23 protein-coding genes and 3 tRNA genes are annotated in these 25107 nt (G+C 70.8%); 14 read left to right on the top strand and 12 right to left on the bottom strand.

Annotated elements, in window-relative coordinates; all coding sequences use genetic code 11:
- The first annotated feature begins 108 nt into the window (after positions 1–108).
- From K1X13_RS15195 to K1X13_RS15155, 9 genes are all read left to right on the top strand, one after another.
- A tRNA-Gly gene (locus K1X13_RS15195) sits at positions 109–181 on the top strand.
- 31 nt (positions 182–212) lie between these two features.
- Positions 213–283, top strand: a tRNA-Cys gene (locus tag K1X13_RS15190).
- Between the two features lie 42 nt (positions 284–325).
- A tRNA-Val gene (locus K1X13_RS15185) sits at positions 326–400 on the top strand.
- 214 nt (positions 401–614) lie between these two features.
- The gene (locus tag K1X13_RS15180) at positions 615–812 is read left to right on the top strand and encodes a DUF4177 domain-containing protein (RefSeq protein WP_225914992.1); all 198 of its coding nucleotides are present in this window, start codon (positions 615–617) and stop codon (positions 810–812) included.
- Between the two features lie 129 nt (positions 813–941).
- Positions 942–2078 (top strand): aminopeptidase P family protein, encoded by a 1137-nt coding sequence (locus K1X13_RS15175; protein ID WP_225914991.1) that lies wholly within the window; start codon positions 942–944, stop codon positions 2076–2078.
- A 66-nt stretch (positions 2079–2144) separates the two neighbouring features.
- The gene (locus K1X13_RS15170; protein WP_221025853.1) at positions 2145–3410 is read left to right on the top strand and encodes an APC family permease; all 1266 of its coding nucleotides are present in this window, start codon (positions 2145–2147) and stop codon (positions 3408–3410) included.
- 192 nt (positions 3411–3602) lie between these two features.
- Positions 3603–5063: a glutamate/gamma-aminobutyrate antiporter GadC gene (gene gadC, locus K1X13_RS15165; RefSeq protein WP_225914990.1), complete on the top strand. Its 1461-nt coding sequence runs from the start codon at positions 3603–3605 to the stop codon at positions 5061–5063.
- Positions 5060–5506: a hypothetical protein gene (locus K1X13_RS15160; protein ID WP_221025852.1), complete on the top strand. Its 447-nt coding sequence runs from the start codon at positions 5060–5062 to the stop codon at positions 5504–5506. The genes gadC and K1X13_RS15160 overlap by 4 nt, the downstream gene beginning before the upstream one ends.
- 2 nt (positions 5507–5508) lie before the next feature.
- The gene (locus tag K1X13_RS15155; RefSeq protein WP_221025851.1) at positions 5509–6855 is read left to right on the top strand and encodes a dipeptidase; all 1347 of its coding nucleotides are present in this window, start codon (positions 5509–5511) and stop codon (positions 6853–6855) included.
- Between the two features lie 35 nt (positions 6856–6890).
- Here the strand turns inward: K1X13_RS15155 and K1X13_RS15150 are convergent, their stop codons facing one another.
- From K1X13_RS15150 to K1X13_RS15140, 3 genes are all read right to left on the bottom strand, one after another.
- Positions 6891–7208, bottom strand: a complete 318-nt coding sequence (locus K1X13_RS15150) for a hypothetical protein (protein ID WP_221025850.1) — start codon at positions 7206–7208, stop codon at positions 6891–6893.
- Between the two features lie 186 nt (positions 7209–7394).
- Positions 7395–7643 carry a hypothetical protein gene (locus tag K1X13_RS15145; protein ID WP_221025849.1) on the bottom strand — a complete coding sequence of 83 codons (249 nt, stop codon included), beginning with the start codon at positions 7641–7643 and terminating at the stop codon, positions 7395–7397.
- A gap of 269 nt (positions 7644–7912) precedes the next feature.
- On the bottom strand, positions 7913–8560 hold the full coding sequence (locus tag K1X13_RS15140) for a hypothetical protein (protein ID WP_221025848.1): 648 nt from the start codon (positions 8558–8560) through the stop codon (positions 7913–7915).
- Between the two features lie 577 nt (positions 8561–9137).
- Between K1X13_RS15140 and K1X13_RS15135 the strand changes: the two genes are divergently transcribed.
- Positions 9138–11291 (top strand): SpoIIE family protein phosphatase, encoded by a 2154-nt coding sequence (locus K1X13_RS15135; RefSeq protein WP_221025847.1) that lies wholly within the window; start codon positions 9138–9140, stop codon positions 11289–11291.
- Positions 11292–11324: 33 nt separating this feature from the next.
- Here K1X13_RS15135 and K1X13_RS15130 read toward each other — a convergent pair whose 3' ends face one another.
- The 8 genes from K1X13_RS15130 to K1X13_RS15095 form a co-directional block, all read right to left on the bottom strand.
- Positions 11325–11972 carry a potassium channel family protein gene (locus tag K1X13_RS15130; RefSeq protein WP_308249572.1) on the bottom strand — a complete coding sequence of 216 codons (648 nt, stop codon included), beginning with the start codon at positions 11970–11972 and terminating at the stop codon, positions 11325–11327.
- A 7-nt stretch (positions 11973–11979) separates the two neighbouring features.
- Complete coding sequence (locus tag K1X13_RS15125) at positions 11980–13302, bottom strand: TrkH family potassium uptake protein (RefSeq protein WP_225914989.1); 1323 nt, start codon at positions 13300–13302, stop codon at positions 11980–11982.
- A gap of 70 nt (positions 13303–13372) precedes the next feature.
- Entirely contained in the window at positions 13373–14368 is a 996-nt protein-coding gene (locus K1X13_RS15120; RefSeq protein ID WP_372450705.1) for a potassium channel family protein, read from the bottom strand.
- A gap of 135 nt (positions 14369–14503) precedes the next feature.
- Positions 14504–14863: a hypothetical protein gene (locus tag K1X13_RS15115; protein WP_221025846.1), complete on the bottom strand. Its 360-nt coding sequence runs from the start codon at positions 14861–14863 to the stop codon at positions 14504–14506.
- Positions 14864–14948: 85 nt separating this feature from the next.
- On the bottom strand, positions 14949–16133 hold the full coding sequence (locus K1X13_RS15110; RefSeq protein ID WP_221025845.1) for a monooxygenase: 1185 nt from the start codon (positions 16131–16133) through the stop codon (positions 14949–14951).
- 39 nt (positions 16134–16172) lie between these two features.
- Positions 16173–16478, bottom strand: a complete 306-nt coding sequence (locus K1X13_RS15105) for a GNAT family N-acetyltransferase (protein WP_221025844.1) — start codon at positions 16476–16478, stop codon at positions 16173–16175.
- Between the two features lie 105 nt (positions 16479–16583).
- Entirely contained in the window at positions 16584–17621 is a 1038-nt protein-coding gene (gene rsgA / locus K1X13_RS15100) for a ribosome small subunit-dependent GTPase A (protein ID WP_308249570.1), read from the bottom strand.
- 39 nt (positions 17622–17660) lie between these two features.
- Positions 17661–18755, bottom strand: coding sequence for a YihY/virulence factor BrkB family protein (locus K1X13_RS15095; protein ID WP_221025843.1), 1095 nt, complete (start codon positions 18753–18755; stop codon positions 17661–17663).
- 17 nt (positions 18756–18772) lie between these two features.
- On the opposite strand from K1X13_RS15095, the gene K1X13_RS15090 reads away from it, so the two are divergent.
- A complete protein-coding gene (locus tag K1X13_RS15090; RefSeq protein WP_221025842.1) occupies positions 18773–20410 on the top strand; it encodes an acyl-CoA dehydrogenase family protein in 1638 nt (545 codons plus the stop codon).
- Between the two features lie 143 nt (positions 20411–20553).
- Here K1X13_RS15090 and K1X13_RS15085 read toward each other — a convergent pair whose 3' ends face one another.
- Positions 20554–22035: a glycine hydroxymethyltransferase gene (locus tag K1X13_RS15085; protein ID WP_221025841.1), complete on the bottom strand. Its 1482-nt coding sequence runs from the start codon at positions 22033–22035 to the stop codon at positions 20554–20556.
- A gap of 352 nt (positions 22036–22387) precedes the next feature.
- On the opposite strand from K1X13_RS15085, the gene K1X13_RS15080 reads away from it, so the two are divergent.
- The 3 genes from K1X13_RS15080 to K1X13_RS15070 are packed head-to-tail and all read left to right on the top strand — an operon-like array spanning position 22388 to position 25067.
- Positions 22388–24157 carry a nitrite/sulfite reductase gene (locus K1X13_RS15080; RefSeq protein WP_221025840.1) on the top strand — a complete coding sequence of 590 codons (1770 nt, stop codon included), beginning with the start codon at positions 22388–22390 and terminating at the stop codon, positions 24155–24157.
- Positions 24154–24324 carry a hypothetical protein gene (locus tag K1X13_RS15075; protein ID WP_221025839.1) on the top strand — a complete coding sequence of 57 codons (171 nt, stop codon included), beginning with the start codon at positions 24154–24156 and terminating at the stop codon, positions 24322–24324. Before K1X13_RS15080 ends, K1X13_RS15075 begins: the two co-directional genes overlap by 4 nt.
- The gene (locus tag K1X13_RS15070; RefSeq protein ID WP_221025838.1) at positions 24321–25067 is read left to right on the top strand and encodes a phosphoadenylyl-sulfate reductase; all 747 of its coding nucleotides are present in this window, start codon (positions 24321–24323) and stop codon (positions 25065–25067) included. Before K1X13_RS15075 ends, K1X13_RS15070 begins: the two co-directional genes overlap by 4 nt.
- Positions 25068–25107 lie beyond the last annotated feature (40 nt).

Here is a 25107-nt window from a genome sequence, read left to right as displayed (position 1 = left end):
GGGTCGGAACACGCGAGGAGACCCCCCGATTTGTCATTCCCCCGGATTCATATAAAGTTCTGCACGCACCGCCGGTGAGGGCCGCAAGGTTCGAGCCGGAAGTCGCATGCGGACGTAGCTCAGTTGGTAGAGCGCAACCTTGCCAAGGTTGAGGTCGCGAGTTCGAGCCTCGTCGTCCGCTCGGAGAAGGGTCGCAGGTCCCCTCCTTTTTTGGTGGAGTGGCCGAGAGGCGAGGCAACGGACTGCAAATCCGTCTACACGGGTTCAAATCCCGTCTCCACCTCGATTGCCCGGAGCCCGCACATGTGGGACTTTGGGTCGTCACGGGCGATTGGCGCAGTGGTAGCGCGCTTCCTTGACACGGAAGAGGTCACTGGTTCAAACCCAGTATCGCCCACCAGAGAACATGCAGGTCAGAGGCCGTTTCCCGCAGGGAGGCGGCCTCTCGTGATTCATTCGTGTGGCCAGACCACGGACTGACGGGCCATTCGCGGAGCTTCTCGACGTACTCACGCGGGAACGTCGCGCGTCTTCCCCGGTCGTCTCCTCGGTCTCGCTCCGCCGCCGGGGGGCCGCCGGGGCTAGCCTGAGATTCCCTTGGTGGAAGGAGTGCGATGTACGCGTACAAGGTTGTCGAAATGCGCGAGAAGATGGTGGGCGGCAAGATGTCGGGCGACCGACTCGAGAAGGTCCTCAACGAGCACGCTCAACAGGGCTGGCAGCTCAAAGCCATCACGACTGCCGACGTGAAAGGCCGCATCGGTCCCAGCGGCACTGAGGGTCTGCTCGTCACTTTCGAGCGCAGTAGCTGAGACCCGGCTCCCCCATGGCAGCCGGGACACGGTGGCTGTTGCCGTCGGAGCACCACGGCCGTTCATCCTCACGGGATGACCTCCGGGACGTGCACCCTGACTACCGTGGAACCGCGAAGGGAGCCGCCCATGACCGCGACCACCCATCCCCGACCGGCGTCGTTCACCCGCGACGACTACGCGATCAGGATGGCTCGCGTCACCGAAGATGCACGAGAGGCAGGCCTCGACGGCATCATCGTCACACCTGGTCCTGACCTGGTGTGGCTGACCGGCTACCGGCCCACGGCGCTCACCGAGCGCCTCACCATGCTCGTGCTCACGCCCGGAAAGCGGCCGGCTCTCCTCGTCCCCGTCCTCGAGAGGCCGGACGCCGAGGCGGCTGAAGGTGCGCCGAGCCTCGAGATCATGGCCTGGTCCGACGCCTCGGATCCCTACCAGGTCGCCCGCGACCTGTTGCACCAGGAGGGACGCTTCGGCGTGTCCGACTCGACCTGGGCGATGCACCTGCTCGGGCTCCAGCACGTGTTGCCACGAACCAGCTACCAGGCTCTGACCCAGGGCATGCCCATGCTGCGTGCGGTCAAGGACGCGAACGAGCTTGCGCGGCTCGCCATGGCAGGTGAGGCCGCCGACGCGACGTGCCGGGAGATCATCCGTGTGCGGTTCGAGGGACGACGCGAGACCGAGGTCGCGGCCGATCTCGCCCGGCTGCTTCAGGAGTTCGGGCACGAGCAGGTCGATTTCACCGTGGTCGGGTCCGGGCCCAATGGCGCCAACCCCCACCACGAGGCCGGTGACCGGGTGATCCAGCCAGGAGACGCGGTCGTCCTGGACTTCGGCGGACTGATGTACGGCTACGGATCCGACACCACCCGAACGGTGTGCGTCGGCGAGCCGGGCCCCGAGATCCGTCAGGTGCACGAGATCGTGCGCCAGGCGCAGCAGGCGGCGTTCGAGGCGGTGCGGCCGGGCGTGACCTGCCAGCAGATCGACCGGGTCGCGCGAGGTGTGATCACCGACGCCGGGTTCGGCGAGCAGTTCATCCATCGCACCGGTCACGGAATCGGCGTGACGACGCACGAGCCGCCGTACATCGTCGAGGGCGAGGAGCAGCCGCTCCAGCCGGGCATGTGCTTCTCCATCGAGCCCGGCATCTACCTCGCCGGTCGCTTCGGCGTCCGGATCGAGGACATCGTCACCGTCACCGAGACCGGGGGCCAGCGCCTGAACAACACCGACCACGGTCTGTACGTCGTGGAGTAGGTGGGCTTGATGGCGACCTCGTCGCAAAGCGGCCATCAGAACGATCGCCACGCCGGCGGGGGTTCGATGACCGTTCGAGGTGCCGCGTTCCTCGGCGTGGGGTCGATGGTGGGGGCGGGTATCTTCGCGCTGCTCGGAGAGGCGGGCGCCGTCGCCGGATCCGCCGTGTGGCTCTCGTTCCTGTTTGCCGGAGTGGTGGCGTCCCTCCAGGGTTACGCCGTCGCCAAGCTGGGGGCGCGGTACCCGTCGTCGGGAGGGATCGTCACCTTCCTCCTGCAGGGGTACGGCGGCGGGCACATCACCGCGATCACGTCGTGGCTGCTCTACTTCGCCGCCCTGATCGTCACCGCGATGGTGTCGGTCTCGTTCGGGAGCTACGGCTCCGCCCTGTTCTTCGACGAGTCGGAGGCGTGGGCCACGGTGCTCACCACGGCCGTGATCATCGCGGTCGCGGCGGTCAACATCGCAGGAGCCAAGTCGATCGACCGGGTGCAGAGCGTGATCGTCGTGATCCTGCTCGCGGTCTTCGCGGTGTTCATCGTGGTCACGCTCGCCCAGCTGGACCCGGAGCTGCTGGCGCCGTCGACGTACCCCCGGGACGGCGCGATCATGTCGAGCGTCGCCCTGACCTTCTTCGCCTACCTCGGCTTCACCGTCATCAGCTTCACCGGCGGTGACCTGCCGAACCCCGCGAAGAACCTGCCGAAGGCGATGTACCTCGCCCTCGCGATCACCACCGCGTTGTACGTCCTGATCGCCCTGGGCGTCTTCGGCACGCTGACCGTCGACGAGGTCATCGCCAACGGCGACACCGCACTCGCGCAGGCGGCCAAGCCGGCGCTCGGTCAGGCGGGCTTCGCCATGATGGCGGTGGCCGCGCTCCTCGCCACCTCGTCGTCGGTGAACGCCAACATCTACGCAGCGATCGGGTCGACGGCGAAGCTCGCGGAGTCAGGAATGTTCCCACCGGTGTTCGGCCAGCGCGCCTACGTCGGGAGCACGCGCGGCCTGACCGTCTCGGTCCTCCTCGTGCTGCTCCTGGCCACGCTCGTCGACCTCACCGCCATCGCCTCTCTGGGCAGCGTCGTCGCCCTCGCGATCTTCCTCGTCGTGTCCGTTGCGGCGTTCAAGCTGAGGGCGGAGACGGGCTCGCGGGCGTGGGTGCTGATCGCCGCGATCGTGCTGACGCTGGTGGTCGTCGTGGTGTTCGTGGTGGAGACCCTCCGGACGGAGCCGGAAACCTTCGTCGCCATGGTCGGGATCCTCCTGCTCGCCACCGTCCTCGACCTGGTGTGGAGCCGGCTCCGTGCGCGTCGGGCTGCGGCGCGCTGAGGCCCGTCGCGAAATCATCTCCGGCGGATGAGCCGGTCCAGACCTCTCGATCCCTAGCCTGAAGGCACGTCGATCCATGGGTCGTGCCGAGGGGGGCGATGAGATGGACATGCGCTTGAGGAAGCCCGGATCTCTCGGGGGGCGTCCCGGACCAGCGATGCGTTCCAGCGACTGCTCGAGGCGGAGGTCGACATGAGCGCCATGGACGTGCCCGGCCAGCCTGCCGCCAAGGCGGTGGCTCGCGCGAAGGCACCCGCCGCTGCGTGGATCTCCTGGATCGCGCTGGCCATGATGACGACCAGCTCGGTGGCCAGCCTGCGAGCAGCACCCACCATGGCCGTCTACGGTCTCGCCTGTGTCTTCCTCTACCTGTTGCCCGCGATCGTCTTCCTGCTTCCGACGTCGCTCGTCTCGGCCGAGCTCGCCTCGGGGTGGGAAGGCGGCGTCTACAACTGGGTAGCCCTCGGGATCTCCAAGCCCATGGGCTTCCTTGCGGTGTGGTGCCAGTTCGCGATGACGATCTTCTACTACCCGAGCCTCCTCGGGTTCGTCGCGAGCACGCTCGCCTACGTCTTCAACCCGGAGCTCGCCAGCAGCGGCGTGTGGACGGCGGCGGTCATCATCGTCGTCTACTGGAGCGGTGTCTGGGTGTCCTCCCGCGGCACCAAGGGCGTCGCCGGTCTCGCGAGCGGCGGCCTCATCATCGGCACCCTGATCCCCGGGACCGTCCTGGTCCTCCTCGGTGTCGTCTTCCTCGGGCAGGGCAACGAGTCTGCGGCTCCGATGACGGCCGACAACATCTTCCCCGTGTGGGCGGGGCTCGCCAGCCTCGTGCTGATCGTGAACAACTTCCTCTCCTACTCCGGCATGGAGATGAACGCGGTGCACGTGTCGTCCCTGAGGAACCCGGCCAAGGAGTTCCCGAAGGCGATGTTCCTGGCCATGGGCATGGTCATGACGATCTTCATCCTGCCGGCGCTGGCCATCAGCTGGATCGTCCCCGCCGAGGAGCTGTCGCTCACCGCCGGCGTCATGCAGGCGTTCGACGCCGTGTTCGCCAACTTCGGGTGGCAGTGGCTCACCCCGATCGTCGGGATCATGCTGGTCGCCGCGTCCCTCGGTGGCATGCTCACCTGGCTCGCCGGACCCTCCAAGGGGCTGCTTCTCATCTCCCGCCAAGAGGGTTACCTGCCGCCGTTCCTGCAGCGGCTCAACAAGAACGGCGTCCAGCAGAACATCCTGGTCGTCCAGGGCGCCATCACGACCGTGATCGGCCTGATGTACGCGCTGATCCCGAACGTCTCGAGCGCTTACTGGATCTTCTCGGTGATCACCACGCAGGTCTACCTGATCATGTACCTGCTGATGTTCGTGGCAGCCGTCCAGCTGCGCCGCAAGTTCCCCGACCACCCACGCGGCTACCGGGCGCCCCTGCTCGTCTCGATGTGCGGCATCGGCTTCGCCGCCTCGCTCGCCGCGCTGCTCGTCGGGTTCATCCCCCCGTCGCAGTTCGGGTCGGGCAACGCCGGGCTGTACTTCCTGATCGTCGGCGGGGGCGCACTCGGCCTCGGCCTGCTCGTGCCGTTCCTGTTCTACAAGTTCCGCAAGCCCTCCTGGAAGCAGCCTGAGCCGCAGGAGGTGACTCCGTCATGAGCACGGCGACGGAGACACAGTCGAAGCGCGAAAGATCCACGCTCTACATCGCAGTCGCGATCGCGATCGGCGTGCTGATGGTCACCGGGCTGGTCTTCTACCGCTCTGCGGAGGCAACGCGCGAGGCCGAGCAGAAGGCCGACCAGCTCATCGCAGCGCTGGAGGACGCCGGCGCAAGGGCACCGGATCGCGACCAGATCGTGCGGGTGCTCGGCGACCACGGCGGAGCGGTCTGCCAGAACCCGAACGAGTCCCTGAGCAGGTCCATCCTGCTGGCACAGCTGGCGAACGGCGCCGCAGGCCCCGGCACCCGCCCCGTGATCGTGGACAGCCGAGTCCTGCAGGGACAGCTGTTGATCATCGAGATCTACTGCCCCGACGAGCTCGAGGAGTTCCGAGAGTTCGTCGACGGCCTCAAGACCGACGACGTGGCGGGTGGCTGAGCATGGACCTCCGCACCCGCATCACCGACCTCATGCCGCAGGTCCGCGAGGAGCTCGCCGAGCTGGTGGCCATCCGGTCGGTGGCCGACCCGCGGCAGTTCCCACCGGAGGAGTGCGAGCGCGCCGCTCAGTGGGTGCTCGACAAGTTCGCCGAGGTGGGCTTCCAGGACGCGCACCTGGAGGAGACCGCTGACGGCAGCAAGGCGGTGGTGGGGTCGCGGCCCTGCTCGGATCCGTCCGCGACCACCGTGCTGCTCTACGCGCACTACGACGTGCAGCCTCCGCTGGACGAGGCTGCATGGCGTACGCCGCCCTTCGAGCTGACCGAGGTGGACGGCCGCTGGTTCGGGCGCGGCACGGCCGACTGCAAGGGGAACATCGTCATGCACCTCGCCGCCCTGCGGGCGCTGGGGGAAGACCTGTCGGTGAACCTCAAGCTGGTGGTCGAGGGGTCCGAGGAGCAGGGGACCGGCGGCCTGGAGGCGTTCGTGCCCGAGCACGCCGACCTCCTTCGCGCCGACACGATTCTGGTCTGCGACACGGGCAACGCCGCAGTCGGACGCCCGGCCGCGACCGTGAGCCTGCGCGGCATGGTGAACGTGGTGGTGACGGTCGAGGCGCTCGGGTCCGAGCTGCACTCGGGAATGTTCGGCGGTGCGGCACCCGACGCGCTCGCGGCGCTCGTGTCGATGCTCGCGAGCCTCCGCGACGGCCACGGCAACACCACGGTCAAGGGACTCGACAACAGCCAGACGTGGCCGGGTGAGGCCTACCCACCCGACCAGTTCCGCGCGGACGCCACGGTGATGGAGGGCGTCTCCCTGCTCGGAGACGGCAGCGTGTCCGACATGCTCTGGGCACGGCCGGCGGTAACCATCCTCGGCATCGACTGTCCGCCGGTGGTGGGCTCGGCTTCAGCCATCGTCCCTCGCACTGCCGCCCGTCTGAACCTCCGCATCCCCCCGGGCATGACTCCCGGGGAGGCGCAGGCTGCTCTCGTCGACCACCTCCACGCCGTCGCGCCCTGGGGCGTCAAGGTCGAGGTGGAGGTCGAGGCCGCGGGGGCGCCCTTCAAGGCCGCGGTCGACGGCCCGGCGTACAAGGCCATGACGACGGCGATGCAGGAGGCATACGGCACCCCGATGACCAGCCTCGGGCAGGGTGGATCCATCCCGCTCTGCAACGTGTTCGCGGAGACCTACCCCGAGGCGGAGCTGATCCTGATGGGTGTGGAGGAGCCCCTCGCGCTCATCCACGCCCCCAACGAGAGCGTCGACCCCCACGAGATCGCGAACATGGCTCTGAGCGAGGCCATCTTCCTCCAGCGCTATGCCGGCAACGCCACGTGATCCGACAGCGGTGAGGTCACTGGTTCGAACCCAGTTCAGAAGACGCAGATCGACTCCGTGGAATCCCCACACAGGACGCGCATGAGGATCACCACGAAGGCGACCGAGGCGATCGGGTTCACGATCCCCAGGATCAGCCCGGCGATCGAGACGCCCCGGTTCGTGGCCGTACCGCGACGGACGTTGCCGTAGCCGACCGCGCTGAAGGTGAGCGCGAGGGGCCCGAGAAGAATGCCGAGCCCAGGCACCCAGACCAGCAGCAGGCCGGCAACGCCGATGACGAGACCGGTCGTGCCCATCCCGTTGCCGAAACGCGGAGGCGCGTACCGGACGTCGTTCTGTGGCGTCGGCATGCGAGTCATGGCGGTCCCCCGTCGTCGGCGAGCTGCTGACGCCGTGGATGTCTCACACCGGTGGCGATGTGCGACGTACCGACAACCTACGGCCTCATCTGCCGTCCGTCCCCGGAACGGCACCCCCGGCATGAGCCCCTCCCTGGGGTCGTTCCGCATGCGGCGACCTGCTGCCCACCCCGTGGGTCAGGTACGTCCGTTCGCCGACGCGGGGGTGGCCTGGTCGGCGCGGCGCAGGTACTGGCGACGAATGTGCGACCTGTTGGAGCTCAGCACCCGGGCGACCTTGCCCTTCTGGGAGCCTGCGAAGTAGCCGATGCACCAGTCCAGCTGCTGCAGGGCGTCCTCCGCGGCGCTGCGGTACCGCTCCACCTCCTCCATGAGGTGAGCGACGTCCTTCTCGAGCTCTTCGATCCGGTCCGACTCTGCTGTCATGGGGACTCCTCCTGCCTCTGGTCAGGCTGGACGCGGCCCCCGAGCCTCCATCCCGTCTGGGATCGACTCCCCGCCTGAACTCCTCCTCTGGCAGCGTATGGGCTGCACTACGACGCGGGAAAGTGTCCGTCGGTCAATGGTGCGGTTTGCACCGGCGTCAGGGGCTGCGTGACGTAAGGCGCCGGACCGCTGGTGTCCCAACGGCCCGGCGCCTGCCTCGAAGGAGCGGAGGGTCCCCACCGCCCCGCTCCACCGAAGATCGAGCGGGCTCAGTTCACGTCGGTCGCGTGCTCGTAGAAGCGCAACTGCGCGACCTTGAGGCCCTTGTTGTCGTAGTCCCAGAATTCGTCCTCGAGCTTGTCGCTGAACAGCGGGATCAGCTCGGCGGTGCCGTCCCCGTCGAGGTCGTAGTAGACGTAGAGCAGCTCGCGGCTGACGTTGTCGAACGTGCTCTTGCCGGTGTTGCGGACGAGCACCATCGACTCGGTCGAGCAGATCTCCTCCCCCGTCGCCACGTCCGTGGCGCAGGTGGTCGTGGTCGACGTACCGCCGGGGGTGCCGAGGGCGCGGGCGTAGACGGAGTACTCCGTCACGCCGTCGCCGTCGGGGTCGGGGCTGGGCAGCGAGAAGGTGGCGCCGTCGGCGTCCGTGCCGTTGGCGTCGAGCACCCCGAAGTCGCCCTCGGTCAGGTTGATCTTGGCCTTGCCCCACAGCGGGACGAAGATCCGGCTGCCGTTGTTGCCGTCCATCTCGGCGACCTTGTCCTTGGAGACGCCGATGACGTTGAGCTGGTAGTGCGACCCGCTGGGCGCGCCGTTGCCGGTGCTGGGGTTGCCCGCCGTGGCGGGGCCGACGGCGAGGCCGAGGGCGGCGGTGGCCAGGGCTGCTGCGGAGAGGGCGAGACGTGAGACGGACATGCGAAATCCTCCAGATGACGGGATTCGTACGACAGGGGAACCTGCCGCACCTGCTGGGGACCGCCGCTCGACGCCGGTCCGGGAGGGGAGCCGTTCCTGATCGAGCAACCGCGGTCGACGCTAACCACGCCGGCACCGGGGGCGGAATACCCGCAAACGCGAAGTACCCGCTGGTACTAGCCGAATGAGAAGAAATGACCAGATGCCCGAATACGACCGGCTGAGTGCCTTTGCCCCGGATGACCCAGGATGCCCCATCGTGCGGTCGGTTGCCGTCGGCGCACACAGCGCCCGCTGGCGCACAAAAAAGTGCCCCGCACCGGCCGCGAGGACGCGACTGCTGCGGGGCCGACGTTCCACCACCGGTACGGGGGAGCCGGGGAGATCGCCGCTGGGCCCATCCTGACGGCTGAGCGCCCCCCGCGCGACACGAATCCGGTTAAATCTGTAACCAATTCCACTCGAATCGGACGCCGGAGACCGCTGTGAGCACCGTCACCGCTGCCCCGACCGTCGACACGGCGGGATTTCGCCCGAAGAGCGGTACCGCGACCACCGCACTGGAATGATCAGGGCCATGGCACCGCTGGCGAAGCTCGACGACCCCCGGACCTGGCGCACCGACGCCTCGCACCTGGACGGTCTCAACACAGCCGCGGTGGTCACCGACGCGCACGGACGGATCGTCTACCTCAACGCGGCCGCGGACGCCCTGCTCGAGCGTCCGCGCGACCAGCTCGTCGGGGGTGACTTCGTCGCGCTGCTGCTCCCCGAGAGCCATGCAGGCGCCGGCCACGAGATCTTCGCCCAGGCCTTCGCCGGCGTCAGCTGGAGCGGTCAGCTCCCGTCGTCCGACCAGCGGGGAACCGAACGGGTCCTCGACGTCTCCGCGAGCCCGCTGCGCCGCGACGGGCAGCCCGTCGGCGTGCTGTTCGTGCTGGAGGACGCCTCGGGCCAGTCCCCGGCCCGGGGCCGCGCGCAGCGCGTCGCGGCCCGCCTCACCCGGCTCGCGCGGGTGACCGCGGAGCTGGTCTACGCCGACGACATCGAGACCGTCAGCAGGATCGTCATCTCGCACGCCGCCGACGCAGCCGGCGCGACCATCGCCTCGCTGATCCGCAAGGTCGACGACGACACGCTCGCGCTCATCGGGATCCGGGGCGCCTCCCAGGAGATCGCCACCAAGTACGCCACCTTTCCGCTGTCCCTCCCCACCCCGGCCGGCGAATGCGTCCGCACGGGGCAGCCGGTGCTGCTCACCGGTCGCGAGGCGATCGACCGGCGCTACCCCGATCTCGACGTCGCCTCCCCCGGCGAGCGCACCCTGGGCTGCTTCCCGCTCACCGCCGGAAACCGCACCGTCGGCGTCATCACGCTGTCCTTCCCCGGCCGCCGGACCTTCGACAGCACCGAGCAGGAGTTCCTCCGGCTGCTCGCCGACACGTGCGCCCAGGCGATGGTGCGCATCGAGGCGATGTCCGACGCCGCCGAACGGGCCCGCAAGCTCGCCTTCCTGGCCCAGGCGTCCGCCGAGCTCTCGACCAGCCTCGACTACGAGGCGACACTGCGGAAGGTCGCCTGGATCGGCGTCCCCGACTTCGCCGACTGGTGCTCCGTGTCCCTGCTCGAGGACGGCGTGCTGCGCACGCTCGAGGTAGCCCACGTCGACCCCGACAAGGTGGCCTTCGCGCGCGAGATCGAGCGCCGCTACCCCCCGAACCCCGACGCCCAGCATGGGTCCTGGCACGTGATTCGCACCGGCGAGAGCGAGCTGCTCCACGAGATCACCGACGAGCTGCTCGTCGCCGCGGCGCAGGACGAGGAGCACCTCCGGCTCGCGCGCGAGCTCAACCTGCGCAGCGCCGTCACCGCACCCCTCGTGGCCCACGGCCGGGTGCTCGGCGTGATGACCTGGGTCTCCTCGCACGAGCAGCGCCTGTTCACCACGGCCGACCTCGCGTTCGTCGAGAACGTCGCGCAGCGAGCCGCGATCGCCATCGACAACGCCCAGCTGCACAGCCAGACCCGGGAGGCCGCGGTCCGGCTGCAGCGGGCGGTGCTCCCCGAGCGGCTCGAGCCGATGGGCGGCTGGGAGTTCGCCGGCTACTACAGCCCGTCGGGGCGCACCGACGTCGGTGGTGACTTCTACGACGTGCTGTCGCTCGGGGACAAGGTCGCGTTCTTCGTCGGTGACGTGATGGGTCGCGGGGTCGAGGCGGCCGCGGCGATGGCGCAGATGCGGGCCACGGTCCGCTCGTACGTCGCCATCGACCCGACCCCGGAGAACGTGATGGGCAAGCTGGACACCATGTTCGCGATGTACGACTACGGCCAGCTGGTGACCCTGGTCTACGTGCTGGCCGACCCGGCCCGCGACGAGCTCCGCATCGTCAACGCCGGGCACCCCCCTCCGGTGCTGCTGCGCGCGACCGGGGAGACCGACGAGCTCTCCGACGCGGTCAGCGCACCCCTGGGCGCGGGACCCCAGGAGCGCACGGCGTTCACCGTGCCGATGCACGAGGGCGACACCCTCCTGATGTTCACCGACGGTCTCATCGAGCGCCGTGACGAGGACATCGACCTCGGCCAGGCGCGGCTCGCCGAGACCGCGGCGAAGCTCCGCGACGGAGACCTGTCGCTACGCCTTGAGCACCTCGTGGAGACCGTGCGCGACCACACCCGCGAGGACGACGTCGCCGCCCTCGCCGCGCGCCGGCTGCCGCTGATCTGACCGCCCGGAACCGGCAGGGGCCGACCGGTCGGGTCAGGCCAGCTCGCTGAACCGCTCCACGCCCTGGCGGGGCCCGGAGACGATCACCAGGTCGCCCGGCCGTACGACGGTCTCGGCGGTGGCGTGCGTGAAGTCCTCCCCCTCGCGCTTGATGCCGACGATCGTGACGCCGTACCGCGACCGCACCCCGGACTCCCCCAGCGGCTTGCCCTCGATGCTCACCGGCGGCCGGGTCTTCACGATCGCGTAGCCGTCGTCGAACTCGATGTAGTCGAGCATCCGGCCGCGGACGAGGTGCGCCACCCGCTTGCCCATGTCGTGCTCGGGCCGGACCACGTGGTGCACGCCGAGCTGGCCGAGGATCCGCGCGTGGGAGTGGCTGATCGCCTTGGCCCACACGTGGGGCACCCCGAGGGTGAGCAGCACCGACGCGGTGAGGATGCTGGCCTCGAGGTCGTTGCCGATACCGACCACGGCCCGGTCGAACTCGTGCACGGAGAGCTGGCGCAGCGCCTCCTCGTCGGTGGAGTCCGCCTCGACGACGTGGGTGAGCCGGCCGGCCATGGACTGCACGACCTTCGGGTCGGAGTCGATGCCGAGCACCTCCACCCCGTCCCCGACGAGCTCGAGCGCCAGCGACATACCGAACCGGCCGAGTCCGATGACGGCGACGCCGCCCACGTGTTTCCTAGCCAATGAGAGGCCGTCCTTCCGGGAGCTGGTAGAGGCGCTGGCGCTCGCGGAGGGCGAGCGCCGAGACGAGGGTGATGGGGCCGAGCCGGCCGAGAAACATCAAGAAGACCAGCACCAGCTGCCCGGAGCCGGGCAGGTCCGCGGTGATCCCGGTGGAGAGCCCGACGGTCGCGAACGCCGAGACGACCTCGAACAGGATGCGGTCGGTGGCGAAGTCGGTGATCTCCAGCAGCAGCAGGGCTGCGGAGACGATCGCGCCGACCGACAGCAGCGCCACCGTGAGCGCCTGGCGCTGGACGCGGTCGCCGATCCGCCGGTCGAAGGCGTGCACGGTCGGCTCGCCGCGCACCTCCGCGATGATCACGAAGAACAGCAGCACGAACGTGGTCACCTTGATCCCGCCCGCGGTGCCGGCCGACCCGCCGCCGATGAACATCAGCACGTTGGTGCCGAGCAGGGTGCCGCTGTTCATCGCCCCGTAGTCGAGGCTGTTGAAGCCCGCGGTCCGGGGCATCACCGACTGGAAGAACCCGGCCAGCAGCCGGCCCGGTGTGTCGAGCGGGCCGAGCGTGCCGGGGTTGGTCCACTCGCTCCACGAGACGAACAGCGTGCCGAGCAGGAGCAGCGCCGCGCTGGTCCACACGGTGAGCCGGGTGTGCAGGCTCCACCGGTCCGGCCGGGCCAGGTGCCGCCGCAGCTCGAAGAGCACCGGGAACCCGAGCCCGCCCACGATTACCGCGAACGCGATCGGCAGGCAGATCCACGGGTCGGTGACGAAGCCCATCAGGTTGTCGGTGTAGAGCGCGAACCCGGCGTTGTTGAAGGCGGAGACAGCGTGGAACAGCCCGAGGTACGCCGCCCGGCCGAACGGCTCGTCGTACCCGAGGAGGAACCGAAGGGTCAGCCCGACGGCCGTGACGGACTCGAAGAGCAGGCTCACCTTCGCGACCCCGAGCAGCACCGCCCGGACGTCGCCGATGCCGATGCTCTTGGTCTCCGCCGCCGCGGTGAGCCGCGTGCGCAGCCCCATCCGCCGCGAGACCAGCAGCCCCAGCAGGGACGCCAGCGTCATGATCCCGAAGCCGCCGACCTGGATCAGCCCCAGGATCACCGCCTGCCCGAAGCCGGACCAGTAGGTGGGGGTGTCGACGACCGCGAGCCCGGTCACGCACACCGCGCTCGTGGAGGTGAACAGCGCGACGAGGGCGGGCGCACCCCCGTCACCGGCGCGCGACAGCGGGAGCATGAGCAGCAGGGTGCCGACGAGGACCGCGCCTGCGAACCCGACGACGACGGCCTGGGCCGGGTGCCGCAGCAACGGCCTGCCCGCCCGCTCGCGTCGGTCGCGCGGTCCTGGGCGATCGCGATGGGTGAGGGAAGGGGCCACCTCAGTCCTCGTCGATCGTGGCGTCCTCGCCGTGCGTGCCCGGACGCGGCGCCCAGGGCAGCTCCTCGGCGGGGCGTACGACGACCAGCCTGTCCCCGCGCGCGAGCTGGGTCACCACCGGATCGAAGTAGCGGAAGACCTGGCCGTCGCGGATCACCGCGATCACCTGGTCGGGCAGGCTCTGCGGCTGCTTGCCGACCTCGGGGACCAGCAGGTCGCGCTCGGCCACCTCGAGGCCCTCCCCGTAGGTGAGCAGGTCCTCCATCACCGAGCCCAGGCTCGGGCTCAGCGACGACAGGCCGAGCAGCCGGCCGACCGCGTCGGAGGAGGTGATCACCGAGTCCGCACCGCTCTGCCGGACCAGCGGCACGTTGTCCTGCTCGCGGACCGCGGCCACGATGTAGGCGTTCGGGTTGAGCTGGCGCACGTTGAGGGTGGCCAGGACCGTCGAGTCGTCGCGGTCGGTCGTGATGATCACCTGGCGCGCGTTCGCGGTGCCCGCCCGGCGCAGCACCTCCCGCCGGGTGGCGTCGCCGGTGACGACCGCGATGCCGTCGGCGTGCGCCTCGCCGAGCGCGGTGCTGCTCGGGTCGACGATGATGATCGACTCCTTGCGGGTGCCGTTGTTGACGAGCGTCTCCACCGCGCTGCGGCCCTTGGTGCCGTAGCCGATCACGACGACGTGGTCTTCCATGTACTTCCTCCAGCGGGCGACCCGGAAGTTCTCACGTCCCTGGCTCGCCAGCACCTCGATGGTCGTCCCGATCAGCAGCACCAGGAACGCGATCCGCAGCGGCGTCACGACGAAGGCGTTGACCAGGCGGGCCTGCGTCGTCGCGGGCGCGATGTCGCCGTAGCCGGTCGTGCTGAGTGTGACGGTGGTGTAGTAGACCGCGTCGGCCAGGTCCACCGTGCCGGTGGGGTCGGAGTTGTCGACGTACCCGTCCCGGTCGAACCAGACCAGCGCCACCGTCGCCGTCAGGACCGCGGCCGCCATCAGCAACCGGCGCCCGAGCTCCCACCACGGGGAGCGGGTCATGGCGGGGAGCCGGACCCGCACGGGTGAGGTGTCCGGCTCGATCAGTTCAGGCACGGTGAGAATCTACGGGACGCGCGAAGGTGTACGGCGCACCTACCGCACGACATCGCCGTAGATCATCGTCGAGGGCTCGGCCCGGCCGGTGTCGTCGTCGGGACCGGGGTCGCCCGCGAGCGACACGAACCGGAACCGGTCGCCGGGCTCGGGACGGCTGTCGTTGCCCTCGGTGCGCCGCCAGATACCGCAGAGGGTGCCGTCGACGGCGCCCTCCTGGTCCTCCACCGAGTCACCGGTCAGGCAGAGCCGGCTCGTGCTGTCGTCGTAGCTCTCGACGAGCGCGGTCGTCCGGCTCGGGGTGTCCGGACCCGCCACGACCCCGAGCAGGTAGCCACCCAGGATGCAGATCGCTCCGCCGGCCAGGGCGACCGGCGTCGGCAGGTTGACGTTTCCCATCCCGTCCCTTTGCTCTCGGTTCGGCACCTGTCCCCGCGGCGCACAGCCTCTCACGGTGGGTCCGGTCGCGACCACGAGGGCGGGGTCAGGGCGCGGTGGCCATGACGATGCCCAGGCACATCTCGTCCGTGGTGCCCTCACCCCACACCACGTACCGCTCGGGCTGACCCTCGAAGGCGGGGAGCAGGTCGCGCAGCCCCTGGTCGTGGGTGCAGGTGACCTGGAGCCGGTCGCCGCGGCGCAGCCGGACCGGCTCGTCGAGCACCTGGGTGCCCTGGTCGTCGAAGTCCCACACCGGGATGTCGAGCAGGGTGCGGGCGTCCGCCTCGCCGGGGTTCACCTCGATCCGGATCGACCGGCCGAGCAGGTGCATGTGCCCGGCGACCGCCCGCACCGTGGTGGGTCGGTCCACGCCCCGCGCGCAGCTCTGGGTCGGACCGGGGTCGACACCGCCGAAGCCGCCGCAGACGAGCTGCAGGCCGGAGACCATCTGCCGGGCACCCTCCCCGAAGCGGGCGGCGACGTCGTCCACGGCCGCCTTCCGGTCGCACAGCGGCCCCGTTTCCCCGGTGCGGCAGGGCAGCTCGACCGGGGCGGGCAGGAGCACGGTCCGCAGCGGGGACACGTCCTCGGTGCCGTCGGCGAGCCGGAGCCGGGCGCTGCTCACGTCGGGGTCGCTGCCGGCCAGCAGGTTGTAGTGGACCTGCATGACGATCCGGGAACCGGCCTCGAGCGGGATGCCGATGTCGGGGTCGAGGAGCCGCTCACCGCCACCCGGCGCCCAGGCGCCGATCCAGGGCGCGTCGTCCAACCCGCCGACGGCACCGCCGACCTCGGAGCCGCCGAAGCAGGTCCACCCCTGCCCCGGGGTGCGGCGGTCGGTGCGCTCGGCCGCGGCCACCTGTGCCGGCGGGACCCGGAACAGGATCACGTGGTGCACCACGTCACGGTTCCCCGGCACCACGTCGACCCCGGTGACGAAGGCGTCCTCGTCGGTCCCGGGGTCGAGCAGGAAGCAGCGGTAGTCGTCGGTGCCGCCGCTCGGTGCGGACGGGGCGTACGGCGACGGCATGGCGAGCTCGAGGAACCTCTCGCCGGGCCGGAGCGCGACGGCTTCGGGGGTGGCGGTCCCGTCCTGGCCGGTTGAGTGCGACGCGGAGGGCTCCGAGCCGGCGCCGGGCCCCGGCGGGTCGTCCGGACCGACGGAGCACGCCGCGAGCACCAGCGCCGCGGCGGCCACGACACCCGTCCAGGCCCGGGTGGTCCTCATGGACCGAGTCTAGGTCGGGCCCCCTCGCCGTCGCCGCTCTCACGGAGCCCGACGCAGTCGTGGGCCCAGAACACGTCGGGGTAGACCAGGGGCGCCGGTCATCCACGGCCGGTACGGCGGGAGCGCCACGTACTGGAACGCGGGGCCCGGGATCCGCGTGGACGGGGCGGTGAACCCGCCCGCGGCGCCCGGCGCGAACCCGAACCGCGGGTAGTAGCGCGGCGAGCCCTCGAGGAACACCAGCGGCTCCGGGCGGTCCCGCACGACCTCCAGCGAGTGCCGTACCAGCGCACTCCCGACGCCGCCGGCCTGCGCGTCCGGGTGCACCGAGAGCGGGCTGAGCACGAGCACCTCGACCAGCCGCGTGGGGGCGTCGAGCCTGGACGACCTGGCGGGTCGTGGCCAGGTCGGCCGCCTGCTCGGCGCGGATGACGAGCCCCTCCGCTCCGGTCACCGGCCGGTCCCGTGCTCGCGCATCCGCCGCTTCCGTTCCCTGTTCTGCTCGCCCCGCAGCCGGGCGGTCTTGCGCGCGGCCATCGCGTCGGCCTCGCGGAGCAGCATCCGCCAGCTCTCGTAGCGGCGCCGCGACAGGGTGCCGTCCTCCAGTGCCGCGTTCACCGCGCAGCCCGGCTCCGACCGGTGCGTGCAGTCGCGGAACCGGCAGCCGGCCGCCAGCGCCACGACGTCGGCGAACGCTCCGGCGAGGCCGCCCTCGTCGATCAGCCCGATGCCCCGCAGCCCGGGGGTGTCGATCACCGCGCCGCCGCCCGGGAGCACGACGAGCTCGCGGCGCACCGACGTGTGCCGGCCGCGCCCGTCGTCGCGGATCGCCCGGGTGCCGAGCACGTCGGTCCCGACCAGCGCGTTGACCAGGGACGACTTCCCGTGGCCCGACGAGCCGAGCAGAGCGAGGGTGAGCCCGCCGGCGACCAGCGCGGCGAGCCGGTCGATGCCCAGCCCGGTGACCGTGCTCGTGCGGACCACCTCCACGTCGGGCAGCTCGACGGCCAGGTCCTCGGCCACCTGCTCACCGTCGGAGACCACGTCGTCCTTCGTGAGCACCACCAGCGGCCGCGCGCCGCTCCCCCAGGCCAGGGACAGGAGCCGGTCCACCCGGGCCGGCACCGGCAGCGGGTGCAGCGCGACGACGACCGCCGCGAGGTCGACGTTGGCGCAGAGCACCTGGCCGTGGGACTGCTCGCCGGCGGTCGCGCGGACCACCGCCGTACGGCGGGGCAGCACCTGCTCGACAGTCAGCCGGTGGTCGGGCCACTCCCTGACCACCACCCAGTCGCCCGTGCAGGGCGCGGCGGTGGCGTCCTTGGCGACCGCCGCGAGCAGGTTCCCCCCGAACCCGGCGCGGAGCGGCCCGTCCTCGGTGAGCACGTGCGCCACGCCCCGGTCCACGCGTACGACGCGCCCGACCGAGGTGTCCGCGTGAGCGGCCCACCTGGCCATCCGGGGGTCGTAGCCGATGGTCTCCAGCACACAGGGAATGTACGGCCGGGCCCACCGCCACGCACCCGATTAACCCTCGCGTGCCTCCTCGCGGGCCTCCTGCTCGCTCTCGAGCTCGGCGAGCACCTCGACCCGCTCGTCATGGGGCAGCGTCTCGTCGTACTCCTCGTCGACGCCGAGCGCCGCGCGCTCCTCCTGGTCGCGGCGCAGGCGCGGGAGCATCGCCCGCAGCCGCAGCCGCCGGACCAGCTCCATCCGCGCGCGGGCGGTCTCCGACTCCGGCCAGACCCGGTCGAACGCGGCGTTCAGGGCGGCGCCGATGAGGACCGCGATCGAGAGCAGGTAGAGCCACAGCAGCACCGCGATGGGCGCCGCGAGCGGACCGTAGATCGAGGTGGACTCCCCCGCGGTCGTGGTCAGGGCGAACCGCAGCAGGAACGACCCCAGGATCCACAGCAGCAGGGTCAGCGTGGCGCCGGGCAGGTTGTAGCGCCATGACGTCCGCACCGGCACCGAGGCGTGGTAGAGCGTGGCCAGGAAGCAGATCGAGAGCACCACGACCGCCGGCCAGTAGAGCCCGTTGAGGAAGTCGAGCCGGTCCGGGACCAGCCGTTCCACGAGGGTCGGGCCGGCCACGACGAGCGGGATGGTGACCACGCCGGTGACCAGTCCGAGCACGTAGAGCACGAACGACAGCACGCGGGTCTTCAGGATGCCGCGGTGGCCGCCGAGGCCGTACATGATCGTGATCGTGTCGACGAAGACGTTGAGCGCCCGGGAACCGGACCACAACGCGAGCACGAAGCCGATCGAGATGACGTCGTACCGGCCACCACGGAAGACGTCGTCGAGGGTCGGCGTGATCACCTTGTCGACGGTCTCGTCGGTCAGCGCCCGCGACGCGACCTCGATCACCGCCGCGCGGACCTCGGCGGCCCGCGCGTCGTCGAAGCTCTCGAAGACGTAGCCGATGGAGCCGGCCAGCGCGAAGATCAGCGGCGGTAGGGACAGCAGCGCGAAGAACGCCGCCTCGGCCGCGAGACCCGTGACCCGGTTCCGGTAGCAGGTGCCGACGGTGGACACGACCAGCCGCCAGGCGGTGTCGCGCGTCACCGACCAGCGGGAAGGGCCGGCCTGCTCCCGGCTCCCCCGCGTCTCTGGCATGGCTCTACGGTAACGACATGGCCATCGATAACCGGGTAGCGGCGAACCAGGCTCCACCACTTGTCGGTCACAACGTCGTGCTCTCCGACCTCGCGCTGAGCGAGGCCGTGACGCGGCACGGAGCCCCCGAGGTGCTCGACAGCCTCGCCGGGCTCGGCGCGGAGGCGGGCACGGCGGAGGCCCGCGAGCACGGCCTGCTGGCCAACCGGCACGAGCCCGAGCTGGTCGCGTTCGACCGGTACGGCAACCGGGTGGACGAGGTCCGCTTCCACCCGTCGTGGCACTGGCTGATGGAGCGCGGCGTGGGCCACGGTCTCCAGGCCGCGCCGTGGCAGTCTGACTCCCCGCACGCGCACCTGCGCCGCGCCGCCGGGTTCTTCGCCTGGTCGCAGACCGAGCCCGGCCACGGCTGCCCGATCTCGATGACGTACGCCGCGGTCCCCGCGCTGCGGGTGGACGACACGCTCGCCAAGGAGTGGACGCCGAAGCTGGCCGCCACCTCCTACGACTTCGGGCTCCGCCCCGTCGCGTCGAAGTCCGGCGCCCTGGCCGGCATGGGCATGACCGAGAAGCAGGGCGGCTCCGACGTCCGCGCGAACGTGACCGAGGCCCGGGCCACCGGCGTCGAGGGCGAGTACACCCTGCACGGCCACAAGTGGTTCACGTCCGCGCCGATGAACGACGTGTTCCTGGTCCTCGCGCAGGCCCCCGGCGGCGTGACCTGCTTCCTCGTGCCGCGGGTCCTCCCCGACGGCACGCGCAACCGGCTGGACGTCGTACGCCTCAAGGACAAGCTCGGCAACCGGTCCAACGCCTCCTCCGAGCTGGAGTTCCACGGCACCTGGGCGCAGCGGCTCGGCGACGAGGGTCGCGGCGTGCGCACGATCATCGAGATGGTCGCGGCGACTCGGCTGGACTGCGTGATCGGCTCCGCGTCGCTGATGCGCCGCGCGGTCGCCGAGGCGTCGTGGCACGTCGGGCACCGCTCCGCGTTCGGCGGGCTGCTCGTCGACAAGCCGCTGATGCAGAACGTGGTCGCCGACCTCGCGGTCGAGTCCGAGGCCGCCACCGCGCTGGCGATGCGCCTGGCCGCCGCCGTGGACGACGCCCAGGACCCGCACGAGGCCGCCTTCCGCCGGATCGCGCTGCCGCTCGCGAAGTTCTGGGTGTGCAAGCGCACCCCGATGATGGTCGCCGAGGCGCTCGAGTGCCTGGGCGGCAACGGGTACGTGGAGGAGTCGGCGATGCCGCTGCTGTTCCGCGAGTCCCCGCTGAACTCCCTCTGGGAGGGGTCGGGCAACGTCAACGCGCTCGACGTGCTCCGGGCGCTCTCCCGCGAGCCCGAGGCGCTGAACGCGTGGCTCGTCGAGGTGGGCATGGCCCGTGGCGAGGACACGCGGCTCGACCGGGCGATCGAGGCCGTGCTCGAGCAGCTCGCCGACGTGTCCGACCTCGAGCTGCGCGCCCGCCGGCTGGCCGGGCAGATGGCCGCGGTGCTGCAGGGCGCACTGCTCGTGCGGCACGCGCCGCCCGAGGTCGCGGACGCGTTCTGCGCGACCCGGCTCGGGCAGGAGTACGGTGGCACGCTCGGCACCCTGCCGCGCGGGATCGACCTGCGCGCGATCGTCGACCGGACCACGCCGACGCCCGCCTGAGGCCCGTCTCCAGCCCGCTCATCGGGTAGTTCGTGAGCAGATGGCTGTCCCGGGGCTCCAGAACAGCCATCTGCTCACGAACTAGATGCCCGCGGAGGGCGCGGACGCGTCGTGCGCGCCGCCGCGGGGCCGGGGCAGGATGCTCAGGTGAGCTCGAGACCCGGGTAGAGCGGGTGCTTGTCGAGCAGCTCCGCCGAGGCGGCCTTGGTCCGCTCGACGACACCGTCGGCCAGGGTGTAGCTGGCCTTGGAGGTCCTGCCGTCCTTCGTGAGGTTCGGCGTGGTGTTCGACAGGACGTCGACGACGAGCTCGGCGACCCGGTCGAACTCGTCGCGCCCGAAGCCGCGGGTGGTCAGCGCCGGCGTACCGAAGCGGATCCCCGAGGTGTACCAGGCACCGTTCGGGTCGGCGGGCACGGAGTTGCGGTTGGTCACCACGCCCGCGTCGAGCAGCGCGGACTCCGCCTGACGGCCGGTGAGCCCGAAGCCGGAGACGTCGAGCAGCACGAGGTGGTTGTCGGTGCCGCCGGTCACGAGCCTGGCGTCGCGCTGGAGGAAGCCCTCGGCGAGCGACTGGGCGTTGTCGGCGATGTTCTGGGCGTACGTCGCGAAGGCCGGCTGCCGCGCCTCGGCGAGGGCGACCGCCTTGGCCGCCATCACGTGCGAGAGCGGGCCGCCGAGCACCATCGGGCAGCCGCGGTCCACGGACGGGGCGTACTCCTCGGTGGCCAGCACCAGGCCGCCGCGCGGGCCGCGCAGCGACTTGTGCGTGGTGGTGGTGACGACGTGCGCGTAGGGCACCGGGTTCTCCTCGCCGGTGAACACCTTGCCGGCGACCAGGCCCGCGAAGTGCGCCATGTCGACCATGAGGGTGGCGCCCACCTCGTCGGCGATCTCGCGCATCTTGGCGAAGTTCACCCGGCGGGGGTAGGCGGAGTACCCGGCGATGAGCACGAGCGGCTTGAACTCGCGGGCGGCCGCGGCGACCCGGTCGTAGTCGAGCAGCCCGGTCTCCGGGTCGGTGCCATAGCTGCGCTGGTGGAACATCTTGCCGGAGATGTTGGGGCGGAAGCCGTGCGTGAGGTGGCCGCCGGCGTCCAGGGACATGCCGAGCATCCGCTGGTTGCCGAGCTCGTGGCGCAGCGTCTCCCAGTCCTCCTCGGAGAGCTCGTTGACGTTCTTGGCACCGAACCGCTCCAGCGCCGGCGACTCCACGCGGTGGGCCAGGATCGACCAGAACGCGACGAGGTTCGCGTCGATCCCCGAGTGCGGCTGCGCGTAGGCGTACTCGGCCCCGAACAGCTCGCGGGCGTGCTCCGCGGCGAGCGCCTCGACGGTGTCCACGTTCTGGCAGCCGGCGTAGAACCGGTGGCCGACCGTGCCCTCCGCGTACTTGTCGCTGAACCAGGTGCCCATGGTGAGCAGCACGGCGGGCGAGGCGTAGTTCTCGCTGGCGATCAGCTTCAGCGAGCTGCGCTGGTCGGCGAGCTCGTCGCGTGTGGCCTCCGCCACGCGAGGCTCGACCGAGGCGATCACCTCCAGGGCTGCGTTGTAGGCGGTGCTGGCCGTCGCGGCGACATCGTTCCCGCCCGAGACCTGCGTGTTCACTGTGGTCGACTCGGTCATGGGGAACAGCGTAGTGACGGCGTGGTGGCAGGCGCCTCCCCAGGTGCGCCGTACCAAATAATGGACTGGCGTCTCACATCATAAGATCTGCGTTTGTGGTGAGGCCGTCCGGAAGGTGAGACTTACGCCCATGATCTCTGCTGCAACGTCGACGTACCTCGTGGTTCGACGCCACGTGGACCTCGGTCGTACCCGCAGCATGATGTGTATGTCGGTCTGACCCCAGCACCGCTCCGGCGGTGCACGCCCTGCTCTGACCAGCCGGGCGCGCGGTCGCCGGCAACCCACATCACGACAATGGCGTCGGGTGGTCGTCGCGATTCGTGCGTCTCTCGAACCAGGAACGCATCTCATGACCTCGAACAGCACCACGCCGAACAAGCCCACGCCCACCGGCCCCGGCCGCAACCGGGAGGCCGCCGGTGCGCCCGCGCGCCGCCCCCGCCCGAAGCGCGGCGAGGGGCAGTGGGCGCTCGGCTACCGCGAGCCGCTCAACGCCAACGAGCAGTTCAAGAAGGACGACGACGCGCTCAACGTCCGGGCCCGGATCGAGAACATCTACGCGCTCCGCGGCTTCGACTCCATCGACCCCAGCGACCTGAGCGGCCGCTTCCGCTGGTGGGGCCTCTACACGCAGCGCAAGCCCGGGTACGACGGCGGCAAGACCGCCGCGCTCGAGCCGCACGAGCTCGACGACCGCTACTTCATGATGCGGGTCCGCACCGACGGCGCCCTGCTCGGCCCGGAGCAGCTGCGCGCGCTGGGCTCGGCCTCCACCGAGTTCGCCCGGGACACCGCCGACATCACCGACCGCCAGAACATCCAGTACCACTGGGTCGCGGTGGAGGACGTGCCCGCGATCTGGCAGCGCCTCGAGGCGGTCGGCCTGGAGACCCAGGAGGCCTGCGGCGACTCGCCCCGGCCGTTCCTCGGCTCGCCGGTCGCCGGGGTCGCCGCGGACGAGATCATCGACGGCTCCCCCGCGCTGCGCGAGATAAAGCAGCGCTTCATCGGCAACCCCGCCTTCTCGAACCTGCCCCGCAAGTTCAAGACCGCGCTGACCGGCCACCCGAGCCACGACGTGGCCCCGGAGGTCAACGACGTCTCGTTCGTCGGCACGGTCCACCCCGAGCACGGCCCCGGCTTCGACCTCTGGGTCGGCGGCGGGCTGTCCACCAACCCGATGCTCGCCCAGAAGCTCGGCGTGTGGATCCCGCTCGACGAGGTCGCCGACGCCTGGGAGGGCGTGGCCGGCATCTTCCGTGACTACGGCTACCGCCGCCTCCGCTCGCGAGCGCGGCTGAAGTTCCTGGTCGCCGACTGGGGCGTGGAGAAGTTCCGCTCGATCCTCGAGGACGAGTACCTCGACCGCCGGCTCGTGGACTGCCCCTCCCCCGCGTCGCCGCGGGTCGCCGGGGACCACGTCGGTGTGCACCGGCAGAAGGACGGCGCGTTCTACGTCGGCGCCGCCCCGACGGTCGGCCGCGTCTCCGGCACGCTGCTCAGCCGCCTCGGGGACCTGGTCGAGGAGTACGGCGCCCAGGGCGTCCGGCTCACGGCCTACCAGAAGCTCGTCGTCCTGGGCGTCGCGGAGGACAAGGTCGACGCGTTCGTGGCCGCGCTGGACGGGATCGGGCTCTCGGCCCGGCCGAGCAACTGGCGCAAGAACACCATGGCCTGCACCGGCATCGAGTTCTGCAAGCTCGCGATCGTCGACACGAAGAACCGCGCCGCGGCCCTGGTCGACGAGCTCGAGCGCCGGTTCCCGGACCTCGACACGCCGATCACCGTGAACGTCAACGGCTGCCCCAACGCCTGCGCCCGCACCCAGGTCGCCGACATCGGCCTCAAGGGCCAGCTCGTGCTCGACGAGGACGGCCGCCAGGTGGAGGGCTTCCAGGTGCACCTCGGCGGCGGGCTCGGCCTCGACCCGGTCTTCGGCAAGAAGCTCCGGGCGCACAAGGTCACCAGCGCCGGCCTCGACGACTACGTGACGGCCGTCGTGCACGCCTTCCTGGCCGACCGCGAGGGCGACGAGACGTTCCAGGACTGGGTGCTCCGCGCCGACGACGAACTGCTGCGCGGCGAGACCGACGTCCGCACCCTGGAGGGAGCCCGATGAGCGCCCGCGCCGTCCCCTTCCACTGCCCCTACTGCGGCGACGAGAACCTGCGCCCGCACGAGGACAGCCACGGCGCCTGGGAGTGCCGGGCGTGCCTGCGGGCGTTCAGCCTCAAGATGCTCGGCCTGATCGCGCCGCGCCCGGTCCCCGGGGAGGCGAGGTCATGAGCGCGCCGGCCACCACCGCCGCCCGCAACTTCCGTGGCACCACCACCCAGGGTCGTAGCGAGGCCGAGCTGCGGGACCTGGTGTCGCACGTCGGCGCCGAGCTCGAGCTGGCCCCGGCCGAGGTGATCATCGAGTGGGCGGTCGCCACGTTCGGCGACCGGTTCTGCATCACCTCGTCGATGGCCGACGCCGTCCTCGCGCACCTGGCCGCCAGGGTGGCGCCCGGGGTCGACGTGGTCTTCCTCGACACCGGCTACCACTTCGCCGAGACGATCGGGACCCGCGACGCCGTCGAGGCCACGCTGCCGGTGAACCTGCTCACGGTCACGCCGGAGCAGACCGTCGAGGAACAGGACGCGGCGTACGGCAAGGACCTCTACCAGCGCGACCCCGACCTGTGCTGCGCCCTCCGCAAGGTGGCGCCGCTGCAGGACGCGCTCGCCGGCTACGACGCCTGGGCCACCGGCCTGCGGCGGGCGGAGACCCACAACCGGGTGATCGCCCCCGTCGTCGGGTGGGACGAGCGCAAGCGCAAGGTCAAGGTCTCGCCGCTGGCCCGCTGGTCCGACGAGGACGTCGACCGGTACGTCGCCGAGAACGGCGTCCTGGTCAACCCGCTGCAGTACGACGGCTACCCGTCGATCGGCTGCTGGCCGTGCACGCGCCGGGTCGCCCCGGGCGAGGACCCGCGCAGCGGCCGCTGGGCGGACAGCAGCAAGACCGAGTGCGGGATCCACGCATGAGCGCCCGCCCGCAGGACAACACCGAAGGGTCCGCCGCCGT

It is taken from the genome of Nocardioides jiangsuensis (genome assembly GCF_019679455.1).
GTDB lineage: Bacteria > Actinomycetota > Actinomycetes > Propionibacteriales > Nocardioidaceae > Nocardioides_C > Nocardioides_C jiangsuensis.
Note: the sequence above shows the minus strand (reverse complement) of the source record. Positions and strands in the feature narration are given on the sequence as shown.

What these genes read in the sequence shown, in the direction of transcription:
- K1X13_RS15150 (WP_221025850.1), bottom strand. Translation starts at nt 7,208, where the DNA reads ATGCCGACGCCACAGAACGACGTCCGGTACGCGCCTCCGCGTTTCGGC.
- K1X13_RS15095 (WP_221025843.1), bottom strand. Translation starts at nt 18,755, where the DNA reads ATGCCAGAGACGCGGGGGAGCCGGGAGCAGGCCGGCCCTTCCCGCTGG.
- K1X13_RS15115 (WP_221025846.1), bottom strand. Translation starts at nt 14,863, where the DNA reads ATGGGAAACGTCAACCTGCCGACGCCGGTCGCCCTGGCCGGCGGAGCG.
- gadC (WP_225914990.1), top strand. Translation starts at nt 3,603, where the DNA reads ATGAGCGCCATGGACGTGCCCGGCCAGCCTGCCGCCAAGGCGGTGGCT.
- K1X13_RS15140 (WP_221025848.1), bottom strand. Translation starts at nt 8,560, where the DNA reads ATGTCCGTCTCACGTCTCGCCCTCTCCGCAGCAGCCCTGGCCACCGCC.
- K1X13_RS15170 (WP_221025853.1), top strand. Translation starts at nt 2,145, where the DNA reads ATGACCGTTCGAGGTGCCGCGTTCCTCGGCGTGGGGTCGATGGTGGGG.
- K1X13_RS15145 (WP_221025849.1), bottom strand. Translation starts at nt 7,643, where the DNA reads ATGACAGCAGAGTCGGACCGGATCGAAGAGCTCGAGAAGGACGTCGCT.
- K1X13_RS15080 (WP_221025840.1), top strand. Translation starts at nt 22,388, where the DNA reads ATGACCTCGAACAGCACCACGCCGAACAAGCCCACGCCCACCGGCCCC.
- K1X13_RS15160 (WP_221025852.1), top strand. Translation starts at nt 5,060, where the DNA reads ATGAGCACGGCGACGGAGACACAGTCGAAGCGCGAAAGATCCACGCTC.
- K1X13_RS15155 (WP_221025851.1), top strand. Translation starts at nt 5,509, where the DNA reads ATGGACCTCCGCACCCGCATCACCGACCTCATGCCGCAGGTCCGCGAG.
- K1X13_RS15120 (WP_372450705.1), bottom strand. Translation starts at nt 14,368, where the DNA reads ATGGCGGCCGCGGTCCTGACGGCGACGGTGGCGCTGGTCTGGTTCGAC.
- K1X13_RS15075 (WP_221025839.1), top strand. Translation starts at nt 24,154, where the DNA reads ATGAGCGCCCGCGCCGTCCCCTTCCACTGCCCCTACTGCGGCGACGAG.
- K1X13_RS15110 (WP_221025845.1), bottom strand. Translation starts at nt 16,133, where the DNA reads ATGAGGACCACCCGGGCCTGGACGGGTGTCGTGGCCGCCGCGGCGCTG.
- K1X13_RS15175 (WP_225914991.1), top strand. Translation starts at nt 942, where the DNA reads ATGACCGCGACCACCCATCCCCGACCGGCGTCGTTCACCCGCGACGAC.
- K1X13_RS15135 (WP_221025847.1), top strand. Translation starts at nt 9,138, where the DNA reads ATGGCACCGCTGGCGAAGCTCGACGACCCCCGGACCTGGCGCACCGAC.
- K1X13_RS15180 (WP_225914992.1), top strand. Translation starts at nt 615, where the DNA reads ATGTACGCGTACAAGGTTGTCGAAATGCGCGAGAAGATGGTGGGCGGC.
- K1X13_RS15070 (WP_221025838.1), top strand. Translation starts at nt 24,321, where the DNA reads ATGAGCGCGCCGGCCACCACCGCCGCCCGCAACTTCCGTGGCACCACC.
- K1X13_RS15085 (WP_221025841.1), bottom strand. Translation starts at nt 22,035, where the DNA reads ATGACCGAGTCGACCACAGTGAACACGCAGGTCTCGGGCGGGAACGAT.
- K1X13_RS15090 (WP_221025842.1), top strand. Translation starts at nt 18,773, where the DNA reads ATGGCCATCGATAACCGGGTAGCGGCGAACCAGGCTCCACCACTTGTC.